This window comes from Peribacillus sp. SIMBA_075, assembly GCF_046534585.1.
Genome location: NZ_JAWRYN010000008.1, coordinates 96,389 through 110,879, shown reverse-complemented (window position 1 = coordinate 110,879; position 14,491 = coordinate 96,389). Strand labels below are relative to the sequence as shown.

The window sequence follows — 14,491 nt, the reverse complement described above, 5'->3', positions numbered from 1 at the left end:
CCCCCTATCTTCTAATGTTTTACTCTGAGTGTCCATGAAACTTTTATAAAAGGTAAAAAAGCAGAGGCATTTAAAGCGATTATAATCCATTAAGAAACCCTTATATTGTAATTCTTGTGTATCTTGTTCAGGAACCTGAATACTTAAACAGTGATATGTAAGGTCAGCTAATGTGTAGCCACGGTTTTTGATATACCCCTTTGTCATTAATTACAAACAGGATATCACAAATGATTATGGTTTATTCAATATCAATCTCTAACGTAGCCTTTATTTACCCTTAAAAACTGCTTAAATGAAAATTAAGTTCATGTTAGTCTCAGGATCTTCTGTATAAAATACCCTTAATGAAGAAACATAGAAAAATGGAGTTAGAGCGACCTGCAAAATAAATGGGGGTAACCAGCTTGATTCGTAATGTTGGCAAATTGTTAAGAAAAAAGAAAGAAAAAAAATCCCTGGTGCAAAATGATTACCTAGATTCCAAGCCTGCAGATTTACTTGATGCGAATTTCAGTCAAAATGTAGAAACACTTCGTTCTGTTTATGATAATTGCTCGGATGTCATGTTTCGCTCGTTCTTACTTTTCGGAAAAACGCGGGCGATGCTCATTTACATTGCGGGACTCTCAGACATCGAGGCGATAGAGCAATATGTGCTATCTCCACTCATGCAGGAGTCATCAAAAGAACCACAATCATTAAATGATTTTATTGAACATAAATTGCCCGTTCCTAAAGTGATAAAAGTGAGTATGCTGGCAAATTGCATTGAATCGATTTCCTCTGGAAACCCGATCCTTCTATATGAAGGGGGAAGCGATGGATTTTCTTTAGGATTGTCCAAATGGGAAAAGCGAGCCATTGAAGAACCTGTGGCAGAGAGTGGAGTTAGGGGGTCACGAGAGGGATTTATTGAATCGCTAGAGGTAAATACGTCCCAATTGCGACGCATTATTAAAAGTCCTGCCCTTAAAATACAATCGATGAAGATCGGAACTCTTACCAGGACGAATGTTTCAATTGCTTATATTGATGGACTTGCGGATAAAACACTGATTGAAGAGATTACAACTCGGTTGGAACGAATTAAAATAGACGGTATTTTAGAAAGCGAGTACATCGAGGAAATGATTGAGGACAATCCGTTTTCACCTTTCCCTCAGATCATGTCGACAGAACGGCCGGATGTAGCCTGTTCTAGTTTGCTGGAGGGACGAGCTGTCATTCTAGTAGAGGGAACGCCCTTTACGCTAATTGCTCCAATATCCTTCTTTTCTTTGATTCAATCACAAGAGGATTATTATCAACGTTTCATGGTTGGCACTTTCATTCGTTGGTTGCGTTATTTTTTCATGTTTTTATCCCTTTTGCTCCCGTCCCTATATGTTGCCATTTTGACGTTCCATCATGAGGCAGTCCCAACTGCATTGCTGCTAAGCATGGCTGCATCCCGGGAATCGGTCCCTTTTCCTGCAATAGTAGAGGCATTGGCTATGGAAATTACGTTTGAAGGACTAAGAGAGGCAGGGGTTCGATTGCCGAAGCAGATAGGTTCTGCCGTCAGCATTGTTGGAGCGCTAGTGATTGGTCAAGCTTCCGTACAAGCGGGCTTGGTTTCAGCGCCAATGGTCATTGTGGTTGCAATTACGGGAATCGCTTCTTTTATGATGCCTCGTTATATTGCCGGAATTGCTTTCCGGATGCTGCGTTTTCCAATGATGCTGCTTGCCGGTACCTTAGGACTGCTTGGCATCATGATGGGGATCATCGCCATAGTCATTCACTTATGCAGCTTACGTTCCTTTGGCGTTCCATACTTAGCGCCACTGGCACCGTTAAAAGGTAAAGAGCTGAAAGATGTGCTGTGGAGAGCCCCTTGGTGGATGATGGATTCACGCCCGCGTCTCACAGGGGATTCTAATGTATACCGTCAAGCCCCGGAACAGAAACCAAATCCAAAAAGGGGGAGTGAAACGGAGTGAATAATAGCTGGAGGCGAAAAAGGATATTGGAGAAAGGAAAAAGGCGTCATTTCATGAAAAGCGTCCTTCTTTTGCTCGGTATTTGTGGAACGACCCCTTTTCTAAGCGGTTGTTGGGATCGAGTGGAAATCACTGATTTGGCGATTGTCACAGCAGCCGCCATCGATAAGAAGGGTAATGATCAAATTGAACTATCCGTCCAGGTCTTTATTCCAAGTTCAATTGCCAGTGGAGGCGGTCAAGGAGGGAGCAGTCAGGGGGGGAGTGGGGCTACGACAATGGTGAGATATGAAAAAGGCGCCAATATTTCAGATGCATTGTCTAGGCTTCAAAGCAAGCTTCCGCGAAAAATATTTTGGGGACATTGTAAAGTATTTGTATTCGGTGAAAAGTTAGCGAAGGAAGGAGTTCAAGAGCAGCTGGATTTTTTGCTGCGCCATCCGCAGCCAAGAGAGAAAGCAAATGTGTATGTAAGCCAAGGGAAAGCAAAGCCTATCCTTGAATCTTTGCCGCCCCTGGAAAACTATTCAGGGGAAGTGCTTAGAGAACTATCTGATTTACATATCGGGATGCTGGTCACACTACAGGATTTAGATGAAATGTTAACGGGTAAGCCTCAAGCGGCCGTAATTCCATTCATTAAAATATTACCTCCAGGGAAAGGGCAAACGAAATTACAGGGGATTCCTTACATTGTCGGATCAGCCGTGTTCAAAAAAGATAAAATGACTGGAACGATGACTGAAAAGGAAACTAGAGGGCTATTGTGGTTAAGGGATGAAATAGAATCATATACCGTGACCTTACAACCAAAAGGTGTGAAAGGGGAGATTTCTTTAAATCCAGTGACAGCCAAAGTCAAGATCATTCCGCAAATTATCAATGACAAATGGAAATTATTGGTGAAGGTAAATACAGAAGGAGCTGTTATACAAAATGGAACGAATTTAGACCTTTCAAGTCCAAAATCTTTAAAAATGGCAGAACGAGCCTTTCAAAAAGATATAGAAAAACGCATCGAGCTGGCTTTTCTGAATACTCAGCATAAGAAATCGGACATTTTAGGGTTAGGTAAAGATTTCTATAGGAAATATCCTAAACAGTTTAATAAGGTCGAAAACCACTGGGATGAGGTATTCGCGGAAATGGAAGTGGAAATCGATGTTATGGCCTATATTCGAAGACAGGGCTATATTATCAAACCGGCAGGTTTGTCTGAAAATGAGGTGAAGGACAAGTGAGATGGGGGACTTTTTTTTGTACAACCGTGATTGTAATTCTAATCATTTTGTATGAATGGCCGAAAATGAAAAAAAATCCTAAAAAAGATAAGGTGGCATTTGTTACACTGCTCCTCACTGGCTTGGTTCTGTCCATGTTCAATCTCCCACAGATGTCAGGGCCTACTCAATGGGTGGAGACTCTTTTCAGGCCATTTGCAGAGTTTATGGAAAAGTGAGTCCATTAGTGGGTGTTGCGGGATTAATTTCATTCTATTAAGAAAGGAGGAAGCAGATGGAGAAAGGGAAAATATCATCTCTGCAGATGGCATTCATGTTGTATCCATCGATTGTGGCAACGGCTATTCTCGGTGTTCCAAGCATCACAGCGAAATATGCCAAAACTGATTTATGGCTTTCCCCCATTTTTGCTGCGCTCATAGGGTATCTGACGGTATATATCGCTTATAAACTGCACCAACTTTATCCAAAACAAACGGTGATCCAATTCACTGAAAAGATCATTGGTCGGACTCTGGGGAAAATTTTCGGTTTTTTACTCTTGTTTTTTTATATCCAGAACACGGGGCTAATCCTTAGATCCTACGCAGAATTTGTTGTCGGCTCTTTTCTGGTACGTACCCCGATTAGTGTGATCATGATATCGATGGTGATTCTGTGTGCGTTCATCGTACGCGGGGGAATAGAAGTGTTGGGGCGTGCTGCTGAATTGTTTGTACCTGTTTTCATTTTTCCAATCTTTGTCTTAATCCTCTTGCTGATTCCTGATCTCGAATTTAAGAATATATTCCCGGTATTGGGGGATGGTATAATGCCCCCAATCAAGGGTGCGATTGTACCGGGTGGATGGTTCAGCGAGTTTTTCCTGATCATTTTTCTTCTCCCTTTCTTGGCAGATATGAAAAAAGGGATGAAATCAGGGATGATGACCGTGTTTACCGTGATGATGACGTTAATTGTGGTGAATCTTATGGTTCTATTTGTACTTGGGTCAACCACATCCACAAAACTTTACCCCCTGATGAATGTATCTCGATACATCAGTTTGGCCGACTTTTTTGAACATGTAGAGTCCGCCGTCATGGCGGTATGGATAGTGGGGGCGTTTGTGAAAATTTCCGTTTTTTATTATGTATCTGCTGTAGGTACAGCGCAGTGGCTGAATCTCTCCGACTATCGGCCTGTTGTATGGCCGATAGGGATTTTGATAGTGGAATTCGGTTTTTGGTCGTTTCCTAGCTCTATGGATGTTAATCGTAATGATACCGACGTCTTCCCTTTTCAAGGAATTTTAATGCAGACGATCATTCCGCTTTTATTATTGGTGATAGCTGTTATTCGTAAAAAAAATGGACAGAGTAATGGAAGCAATTCAAGCTGACCTTTTCTGTCACTTGGTTTAAGAGACTTAAAAAGAGTATGAATTAAAGCCATGCCCCATTCGGAAAAGATCTTTTCGAATGGTTTTTTTGTTATGAGGGAAAAGAGAGTCGCTGAAGATCATTTTACCAGATTATTTTGCAGTAGGATTATGTTCGTTATAGACCAAAAAAATAGAGTTTATTATTTTTATTGAAGACCTTAAAAAAAAAACAATTTTTTCAAACCGTTTTGAGGTTTGTCCCGTTATCTATAGTACAAAGGTTTTTTTAGAAAGGAGAGAAGAAAGACGTGAAGAAAAAGGTCATTTTTGTTGGGTGGATATCATTGATGTTAGTCCTTGTAGGATTTTCACCTGAAATGGATTCGAAACCGGGGCAAGCAGTCAACGATGTCGTAAAAGTATACGGTCCAGGTGGCCCTCTTGGACCAATCAAGGAAGTAGCGGAGCAATTCACCAAAGAAACGGGAATAAAAGTTGAGGTAACAGCGGGACCCGAAGAAAAATGGATTGATCAAGCCAAGCAGGATGCCGATATCATTTACGGAGGTTCCGAGTATATGCTATCTGATTTCATGCTTAACCATCCAGGTATCATTAATGAAAAAAGCCGTACTGAATTGTACTCGAGGGCAGCTGGAATTCTGGTTAGAAAAGGAAACCCAAAGAATATACAGTCATTGGAGGATTTAACGAAGAAGGGCGTAAAGATTGTGGATGTTAATGGAGCCGGGCAACTGGGGCTATGGGAAGATTTGGCTGGAAGAAAAGGACTTATTCCTGGAATTAGCAGGAATATTGACATTTCAGTGAAGTCCAGTGCAGAAGCTATCGAGCTATGGAAGGCAAATTCTAAATTCGACGCTTGGATAACATATGAATCCTGGCATTACCGTCTATCGGGTGTGACAGACCTGGTTCAACTCCCTGAGGAAGACAAGCTATATAGGGGAACTCCGGTAAGCATAACAAGTAAGAGCGAAAACAAGAAAAAAGCAAAACAATTCATTGACTATCTTAAAACGGAAGAATCCCATCAAGTATTTCAAAAATGGGGATGGAAGTAAAATTTATGAGGAGTGAGAGTATATGAAAAAGTGGTTGGTATTTTCAGTTTTTATGATGGTCCTAGTTTTGACGGCGTGTGGAAATGAAGCTGATGATTCACCCAAAAAGGATCAAGTTGTTAGTGGTACTGCCGATGAAAAAGCTGTAACCCTAAAATTATTGGAAAGTGAAACAACAGGCGAATACTTGGCTGATTCCAAGGGAATGACACTTTATTTTTTCAAGAATGATAAATCCGGTAAAAGCAATTGCGCGGATGAATGTCTGGAGAAATGGCCGCCGTTCATGGAAAGGGATTTTGCTGTTCCAAAAGGATTTGAGGAAAAAGACTTTGGAACCATTAAAAGGGAAGATACAGGAGAAGAACAGCTAACGTACAAAGGATTTCCACTCTACTATTTTGTGAATGATAAGGCAGCGGGAGATGTCAATGGTGAAGGAGTGAAAAATGTTTGGTATATTGTAAATAATGAGACAGTTTTTCCAAAATAAGAAAAAAGGGACGATCACTGGTGGTCGTTCCTGTTGTTCGTTTTCCAAATTTACATGGTGAGGAGTTGCAGGTGCGATTGAAAGAAAAACTTGATAAGGAATTGATGGCATTAGTAATGAAAAAGCATCGTCCTGCCCTGGAAGAACTTTATGACCGGCATATTAAATTAATCTATGGTTTTATTTTTAAATTCACAAATGGAAATGCTGAAAAAACTAAGGAGATTGTGCAGTTGGTCTTTTTAAAGCTCTGGACCACAAAAAGCAGCTACAATTCCGAAAAGGGGCACTTTTTAAGCTGGCTTTTGACGGTTACACGAAATGTGTGTGTCGATTATGTCCGTAAAGACAGTGTTCATATCCGGAATAACAAACATATGGACATGAGTCATCCAATTGACATAGAAGATCCGAATAATGATATAGAAAATGGGCTATTACACAGTGAAATTGCCAATGCAAAAAGTAAGTTAAGCAAGCCGCAAAAAAGGCTGATTGATTTACTGTATTGGAAAGGGTACTCGTTAACGGAAATTGCCAAAATTGAAAATGAACCGGTTGGTACCATCAAGAGCAGACTTCATCAGTCGCTTAAATTGTTGAAAAAGCATTTGGAAGTAGGTGGTTTGTAAATGAATACAAAATGCGCTAACCTGCTTTCATTTTTATCGGGTGAACTGGGGGAAAAAGAAAAAAAGGCATTCACGGAACACTTAATTCACTGCTCTGAATGCACTAGGGAGTATGAACAAATGACGGAAGCCTGGAATTCATTGAAATGGGATTTCGAGGAAATCGAACCTTCTTCCTCCATGAAATCGGAGGTTATGAATTTTGTCTTTGAGACTGATGATGAAGTTCCAGTGACAAAGGAAAAGAAATGGAGTGGTTTTTTCCTTAAGCAGTTTACACCTGTAACTTCAGGTATCTTGCTGGCCACTCTAGTTTTGTCATTTGTGCTGTTGTATTCCAATATTCAACTAAAAAAAGAACTTACAGCCATCAATCTGCCAATGGAGGTTAAAACGTCACTATCTTTGCAGCCTGCTGATAAGACAGCTATAAAGATGAATACGGACGGTGCTGCATACATTTTGCAGCAAGGTGAAGAAAGAAGGTTAATCGTTCAGATTCAGAATTTGCCTAGCCTTCAAGAGTCCGAGGTGTATCAGGTATGGTTGCTGAAAGATGGAAAACGGACAAATGCAGGAACCTTCAAGCCTGATGAAGCAGGCACAGGATCGTTGACATACAAACTGTCCATTAATGATCAATTCAATCAAATTGGCATCACAAAAGAACCAGATTCAAATAGTACAAAGCCGAGAGGTGATAAAATAGTTGGATCTTCATAAAAATAAGAGACTTGCCCGCAAAGGGGAAGTCTCTTATTTTCTGTTCGTACCTGAATTTAATAGCTAAGTGAAATATATATAAGTGTTTACCATTCACTATCGATCACTGGCAACGAATAACCAGCATGTTTCGGTTGGGGGCAAATGGACTTGTTTAAGGTAAGACAAATATTGTCCTTTCATGATACCTATTTATTCATTAAATCCCAACAGTACTCCCGGATCAATGCCGAAGCTTTCGTTTGACTGATAGAGAGGTCCTTCGCGACTTTCCTTGATGATTTGTATGTTTGGTAAGATTTCCTGATCAATATCCGTTTCGTTTCATCAAGTGCTTTATCGAGAGAAGTGGGGAGATCAATCTGTGTGACCTGTTCAACGTTCTCGGTTATCATTTCAGGCAAGTCCGACATTAGGATAACGGAGTCACTTATTAAGACCAACCGTTCAATCAAGTTTTCGAGCTGGCGCACATTGCCTGGCCATGAATAATAAATTAATAGGTTCAAGCATTCTTCCGAGATGACTTTATTTTCCTGATACCTTTCATTGAACTTATTTAAAAAATTGTAAGTAAGAGGAATGATATCTTCTTTGCGTTCCCGCAATGGAGGCAATTGAATATCAATCACATTCAAACGGTAAAATAAATCTTCCCGGAATTTTTTATCATTGACCATTTCTATTAAATTCTGGTTTGTGGCAGCGACGATGCGGATGTCGACTTTTTTTAATTCATTGCTGCCGACGGGAATGAATTGTTTGTCCTGGATTACTTGGAGAAGCTTTGCCTGCAAAGCTAGCGGTATTTCCCCGATTTCATCAAGAAAGACAGTGCCTCCATCTGCGGATTCAATCAATCCGCGTTTTCCAGTTTTGTTAGCACCGGTAAAAGCACCTTTTGAATAGCCGAATAGTTCAGATTCGAGCAGCTCATCCGGTATGGCTGCACAGTTGATCGTCAGGAAAGGTTTGCTTTTCCGCTTACTGATCCGGTGGATGAAATGGGCAAGCACTCCTTTTCCCGTTCCAGACTCCCCCTGGATCAAAATCGTGGAATCGGTCGGCGCCACTTTTTCACAAAAAGTGAGGATGCGGTTGATTTTACCGCTGTTAGTAATGAATCTCCCCGTTTCATCTTCGTCATGAGTGATTTTTAACTCACCACTCGCTTCATTTGCTTTTAACATTTTATACGTTTGGGTTTCTGTCGATGTAGTGACGACCAGTTCAATTTCCCCGGCATCATTTAAAATTGGAATCGCTGATGTCATCAATTCTGCCCCAATATATGTTTGTTGTTTCATGTAGCAAGGCTTTTTCCTTTTAAACACTTCAGGAACGATGGAGGGTGTCCAGTATCCTTTTTCAAATAAGTCCACATTATATTTGCCAATGACATCAGTAGGTTTCAGCCCATAATGGCGCTCACATGCCTTGTTGACGTAAAGAATCCGCTTTTCGCCGTCAAGGACAAAAATCTCATCTGAGGAATGATCAAGAATCTTTAATAAAGTTTGGAGCGTCATCTCGACACTTTCAGTAGAATCGGTACTTTTCATAAGGTAATCCTCTCTTTTCAAAAGGGAATGAGTGAATTCTGAATAAGATTTCATCAATTTTGAGTTAATTATAACTCGGTGTGATAGCGTTTTCAAAATGAATTCTAAATATTTTGTTTATTAAAGGCAGTTTCCGTGGTTGGCACGCATATTGCATTATATAAAATTATCAATTGCTGAAATTGACGAAGTGCTAGGTTTGCATGTCAATAATTATTGCATGAATCGACATCTGAGCATAGCAGAATTCTAGTAAAAGGAGTTATCTCGAGTAAGACATCTAGGGGGGAATGAGTTTGGAAGAAAAGTATGAGATCTCTGATATCACTATTATCGGGGGAGGACCGGTGGGTTTATTTACCGCTTTTTATGCGGGAATGCGCCAAGCTTCAGTGAAAATTATCGAAAGTCTTCCTCAATTGGGAGGGCAGCTATCTGCTTTGTACCCTGAAAAATATATTTATGATATTGCAGGGTTCCCGAAAATACAGGCCCAAGAGCTCATCAATCGATTACTGGAACAAATGGGTCAATTTAAAACGGATATTTGTCTTAATCAATCTGTAGAGACCATTGTTCGGACTTCGGAGGGGCTGTTTGCCATTACGACATCCGAAGAAACACATTATACGAAAGCAATAATCATCACTGCTGGTAACGGGGCATTCCAGCCTCGGAAACTAAAAATGGAAGGCGAAGAAAGATTTAAAAATGCCAACCTTCATTATTTCGTCCAGAGTATGAGTCAATTCGCTAATAAGAAAGTAGTTGTGTTCGGTGGCGGTGATTCGGCAGTCGACTGGTCGCTAATGCTTGAACCGATCGCGGAAAAAGTGACACTCATTCATCGCAGGGATAAATTTCGTGCCCATGAACACAGTGTAGAGCGTTTGAAACAATCCAATGTGGAGGTCTTGACTCCTTATCTCCCAGCCGATCTGGTCGGAGATGAAAAGATAGAAAAAGTGATTGTGACGGATGCGAAGAGTGGAAATTCACTTGAATTGGAAGTCGATGACGTTCTCGTCAATTATGGATTCCTATCATCAATAGGGCCAATAAAGGATTGGGGTCTTGAAATTGAAAACAATTCCATTGTTGTCAATTCTAAAATGGAAACGAATATCAAAGGCATATACGCAGCAGGGGATATTTGCACGTACGAAGGAAAGGTGAAGCTGATTGCTAGCGGGTTCGGTGAAGCGCCTACAGCAGTGAGTAATGCTAAAGTTCATATCGACCCGAGTGCGAAAGTTCAGCCGCTGCACAGCACGAGCACAATGGGAGGAAAAAAGAAAAGCACAACGTCCGTTTAATTATGTAAATGGGGGGAGGGAAACCACATGGCTAAATACACAGTAGTTGACCAGGAGACATGTATCGCTTGCGGGGCATGTGGAGCGACTGCACCGGAAATTTTCGATTATAACGATGAAGGAATTGCTTTTTCAATCCTGGATGCCAACACAGGAATAACTGAAGTATCCGAAGATCTGGAGGAGGACTTGGAAGATGCTTTTGATGGTTGTCCGACAGATTCGATTAAGTTGGCTACAGAACCTTTTGCCAATATACCAGTGATAGCCGGTTGAAGCGGAAGGTCGGATCAATTAAGAAATACCAATCTTTAATATCCAGTATGGCAGTAATGCTTGTAATCATTTTTTAGGGGGAAATAATGATGGCTTATAACAAGGTGGAAAATGTTACAAATCGTACATTTGAAAGAACATTGACATATGACAAATACACAGATCCAAAAGTTCTCGAAAAGGAAATCAATCTAGTATTCTCTAAATCTTGGCAGCTTGTGGGTCATGTCAGCCAATTGGAAAAAGTGGGATCATTTTTTACGACAGAAGTAGCCAACGAGCCGATCATAGTGAACCGCGGCCAGGACGAGGTGATCCGCGCTTTTTATAATGTTTGTCCGCATCGTGCTACTAAGCTTGAAAAAAGTGAATCAGGTAAGAAGAAAATTTTACAATGCAGTTATCACGGTTGGACGTTCAAATTGGATGGGAAATTGAACAAAGCTCCGAATTTTAAAGGCGAAGATGAAGCCTGTGTACAAGATGCCTGTTTGCGCTCCGTTCGCATGGAAATCATGGAATCTTTAATTTTTGTTAACTTGGATGATAATGCGAAACCGCTTAACGAATCTTACGGCGATTTCTTTGATCGTTTAAGTAAATACCCGTTTTTAGGTGAGTTAAAAAGAACAAGCCAAAAAACGAGGGTGATCAAGGCAAACTGGAAAGCGTTCATAGATAACTATTTAGAATGTGACCATTGCCATGTAGCTCATCCAAGCTTTGTTGCAGCACTTGATATGGATGATTACCAAATCATTACCTGTGATAACTATTCACTGCAAGGTTCGATCGTTAAACCGGATAAAAATTATGGTACGGTCGATTTAAATCAGGCAGAAATGCAGGGTGGCTCCTTTTTCTGGCTGTGGCCAAACTTGATGTTGACCATTTATCCAGGTCCCGGAAATATGGCGACCATTCAAATGGTTCCAATTGATCACGAAACGACTTTGGCTGTTTACACATATTATTTCCGCGATGAGAATTTGACTCAGGAAGAGAAAGATCTTGTTACATTTGCCGAACAAGTCCGACAGGAAGATGTTGAACTTGTAGAGCTGGAACAAATAGGTTTCCGCTCCCGTGCCTTTAACAAAGGCAGATATTCTTCTTCGGAAAAAGCAATTGTTCAATTTCATGAAATGGTATTGGAGGCCCTAAATGAGTAAATTAGCGAATCAATTCAAATCAATGAAACAATATCTGATGATCAATGGTGAAAAAGTGGAAACGGTAAGCTATGCTCCATTATATTCCCCTTATTCCGGGGAAGAAATCGCCCAAATTGCCATGGCGGATAAAGAGCTGACGGGAAAGGCGATTGCAGCCGCCTACAATGCACGCGAAGTCATGGCAAAAATGCCAGCATATCAAAGGGCGGACATATTGGAGAAGGCTGTCGCGTTATTAATCGAGAATGCGGATGAAGCGGCAGAAATCATATCTCGTGAATCAGCCAAGCCGATCATGTTCGCAAAAGCGGAAGTTGGAAGGACCATCGAAACGTATAAGTTCTCGGCTGAAGAAGCTAAAAGAATTCATGGTGAAACAATTCCATTTGATGCAGCCATTGGCGGGGTAGGCCGAATTGGTTACACGTTAAGAGAGCCGATCGGGGTCATTGGTGCCATCACCCCATTTAACTTTCCGATGAACTTAGTGGCGCATAAAGTCGGGCCGGCGATTGCTGCAGGGAACACCATTGTTTTGAAGCCAGCTTCACAAACTCCGCTCTCCGCACTTTTCATCGCAGAAATCTTTGAAAATGCGGGTCTGCCGGCTGGTGTATTAAATGTAGTGACTGGTCCGGGCAACACGGTCGGAGAAGCAATTGTAGAAAACGATCAGGTAAGCATGGTCACATTCACAGGCAGCCCAAGCGTTGGAATCGGCATCCGCAACAAAGCGGGTCTGAAAAAGACCACACTTGAACTTGGCTCGAACTCGGCATTAATCATTGATAAAGATATAGATATCGATAAAATTATCGATCGTTGCATTATGGGTGCTTTCTCCAATCAAGGGCAAGTCTGTATTTCATTGCAACGTGTATATGCACATGAAGAAGTGTATGAAGAGTTTGTCGAAAAATTCACTGCAGCGGCCAAAAAACTTAGAATTGGCGACCCATTGGATCCGGATACGTATATTTCCTCCCTAATCTCCAAAGGAGAAGCTGCCCGTGTACTGGGCTGGATTGAGGAAACTAAAGGAAGTAAGGCAACAATCGCAGCAGGGGGCAAATTGCAAGGTGACATTCTTGAACCGACAATCATTACGGATGCGGATCATACGTTAAAAGTTTCATGCCAGGAAGCATTTGCTCCGGTTGTCATTGTAAATAAAGTAAGTTCAGTGAAGGAAGCGATCGATCAAGTGAATGATTCCCGGTTTGGATTGCAGGCCGGGATATACACAAACAATGTGAAAAACGCATTGTCCGCTTCACGGGAACTGCATGTAGGGGGTGTGATCATAAATGATGTGCCAACCTATCGTGTCGATCAAATGCCATACGGCGGTGTAAAAGAAAGCGGGACTGGTCGTGAAGGCATTAAATATGCTGTGGAAGAAATGACAGAAATGAAATTGGTCGTTTGGAACCAAGGCTGAAATTGAGGAGATCATTTATGAAACAATTCAAAATTGCGGTCATCGCAGGAGATGGCATTGGCCCTGAAGTGATTAATGAAGGGATAAAAGTATTAAATAAAGTGGCTGAACTTGATTCAGGCTTTAGATTGGATTTCACATTCTTCCCATGGGGCTGCGAATTTTATGCCGAAAATGGTAGAATGATGGATGTTGATGGGATCGATAAACTGAAAGCGTTTGACGCGATTTATTTGGGGGCGGTCGGATTTCCCGGCGTTCCAGACCATATTTCACTATGGGAGCTATTATTGAAAATCCGTAAAAGTTTTGATCAGTATGTCAATATCCGGCCCGTGACATTGTTAAAAGGGGCTCACTTGCCTCTCGTTGATGTTAAACGTGAAGATATTGATATGCTGTTCATCCGCGAAAACAGTGAAGGTGAATATTCAGGTGCAGGGGACTGGCTGTTTAAAGGTCAGGAACACGAAGTGGTGCTGCAAAACGGTGTGTTTTCCCGTAAAGGCACAGAAAGGATCATCCGTTATGCTTTTGAAACCGCGAAAAAAGAAGGCAGATCGCTGACGAGCATTTCTAAAGCGAACGCCCTGAATTATTCGATGGTTTTCTGGGATCAAGTATTCGAAGAGGTGAGCAGGGAATATCCTGAAGTCGAAACGGCTTCATATCTTGTCGACGCAGCGGCAATGCTGATGATTAAAGACCCGAAGCGCTTTGAGGTCGTTGTCACTTCGAACCTGTTCGGTGATATTTTAACGGATTTAGGGGCTGCGCTTGCTGGAGGGATCGGTCTTGCTGCCGGTGCCAATATTAATCCTGAAAGGGAATTTCCATCGATGTTCGAGCCAATTCACGGTTCAGCTCCTGATATTGCAGGTAAAGGTATCGGAAATCCGCTCGCCTCCATTTGGTCAGCAAGCCAAATGCTCGACTTTTTTGGCTATGAATCACTTGGGAAGATTGTTCTTGAGGCGGTTGAGCAACTGCTGGTGGAAGCCCGGGTGCTCACGCCCGATATGAATGGCACAGCATCCACTTCCGAAGTGGGGAACCGGGTAGCGGAAATCATCGAGTCTATCATTTTATCCAAGGTCTGAAATGATCATTCAAATTTATTGAATGGTATTGAAATTAAGTTGACTACACCTTTTTTGTCATTAGCCCAGAATGGGTACCGAGGGCTAATGACAAAAAAA

At 41.5% G+C, this 14,491-nt stretch carries 13 protein-coding genes; 12 read left to right on the top strand and 1 reads right to left on the bottom strand.

Translation table 11 applies throughout. From position 1 onward, the window contains the following. The first annotated feature begins 392 nt into the window (after window positions 1–392). From SB775_RS09060 to SB775_RS09030, 7 genes are all read left to right on the top strand, one after another. The gene (locus tag SB775_RS09060; protein ID WP_410861348.1) at window positions 393–1,985 is read left to right on the top strand and encodes a spore germination protein; all 1,593 of its coding nucleotides are present in this window, start codon (window positions 393–395) and stop codon (window positions 1,983–1,985) included. Continuing rightward, window positions 1,982–3,226, top strand: a complete 1,245-nt coding sequence (locus SB775_RS09055; protein ID WP_410861346.1) for a Ger(x)C family spore germination protein — start codon at window positions 1,982–1,984, stop codon at window positions 3,224–3,226. The genes SB775_RS09060 and SB775_RS09055 overlap by 4 nt, the downstream gene beginning before the upstream one ends. A 274-nt stretch (window positions 3,227–3,500) precedes the next feature. Then, window positions 3,501–4,607 carry a GerAB/ArcD/ProY family transporter gene (locus SB775_RS09050; protein WP_410861345.1) on the top strand — a complete coding sequence of 369 codons (1,107 nt, stop codon included), beginning with the start codon at window positions 3,501–3,503 and terminating at the stop codon, window positions 4,605–4,607. Between the two features lie 290 nt (window positions 4,608–4,897). Next, window positions 4,898–5,674 (top strand): extracellular solute-binding protein, encoded by a 777-nt coding sequence (locus SB775_RS09045; protein WP_410861343.1) that lies wholly within the window; start codon window positions 4,898–4,900, stop codon window positions 5,672–5,674. A 22-nt stretch (window positions 5,675–5,696) separates the two neighbouring features. Next, window positions 5,697–6,167 (top strand): COG4315 family predicted lipoprotein, encoded by a 471-nt coding sequence (locus SB775_RS09040; protein WP_410861341.1) that lies wholly within the window; start codon window positions 5,697–5,699, stop codon window positions 6,165–6,167. A gap of 77 nt (window positions 6,168–6,244) precedes the next feature. Next, window positions 6,245–6,799: an RNA polymerase sigma factor gene (locus SB775_RS09035; protein WP_061465967.1), complete on the top strand. Its 555-nt coding sequence runs from the start codon at window positions 6,245–6,247 to the stop codon at window positions 6,797–6,799. Further along, complete coding sequence (locus tag SB775_RS09030; protein ID WP_317777716.1) at window positions 6,800–7,522, top strand: anti-sigma factor domain-containing protein; 723 nt, start codon at window positions 6,800–6,802, stop codon at window positions 7,520–7,522. A gap of 188 nt (window positions 7,523–7,710) precedes the next feature. Here SB775_RS09030 and SB775_RS09025 read toward each other — a convergent pair whose 3' ends face one another. Continuing rightward, on the bottom strand, window positions 7,711–9,084 hold the full coding sequence (locus SB775_RS09025) for a sigma-54 interaction domain-containing protein (RefSeq protein WP_410861339.1): 1,374 nt from the start codon (window positions 9,082–9,084) through the stop codon (window positions 7,711–7,713). 296 nt (window positions 9,085–9,380) lie between these two features. Here SB775_RS09025 and SB775_RS09020 point away from each other — a divergent pair, with 296 nt between their 5' ends. From SB775_RS09020 to SB775_RS09000, 5 genes are all read left to right on the top strand, one after another. Next, on the top strand, window positions 9,381–10,400 hold the full coding sequence (locus tag SB775_RS09020) for an NAD(P)/FAD-dependent oxidoreductase (protein ID WP_410861337.1): 1,020 nt from the start codon (window positions 9,381–9,383) through the stop codon (window positions 10,398–10,400). 27 nt (window positions 10,401–10,427) lie between these two features. Beyond that, entirely contained in the window at window positions 10,428–10,676 is a 249-nt protein-coding gene (locus SB775_RS09015) for a ferredoxin (RefSeq protein ID WP_089363532.1), read from the top strand. A gap of 89 nt (window positions 10,677–10,765) precedes the next feature. Then, the gene (locus SB775_RS09010) at window positions 10,766–11,848 is read left to right on the top strand and encodes an aromatic ring-hydroxylating oxygenase subunit alpha (protein ID WP_410861335.1); all 1,083 of its coding nucleotides are present in this window, start codon (window positions 10,766–10,768) and stop codon (window positions 11,846–11,848) included. After that, complete coding sequence (locus tag SB775_RS09005) at window positions 11,841–13,292, top strand: aldehyde dehydrogenase family protein (RefSeq protein WP_410861333.1); 1,452 nt, start codon at window positions 11,841–11,843, stop codon at window positions 13,290–13,292. The genes SB775_RS09010 and SB775_RS09005 overlap by 8 nt, the downstream gene beginning before the upstream one ends. 17 nt (window positions 13,293–13,309) lie before the next feature. Continuing rightward, window positions 13,310–14,392 (top strand): tartrate dehydrogenase, encoded by a 1,083-nt coding sequence (locus tag SB775_RS09000; RefSeq protein WP_410861331.1) that lies wholly within the window; start codon window positions 13,310–13,312, stop codon window positions 14,390–14,392. Window positions 14,393–14,491 lie beyond the last annotated feature (99 nt).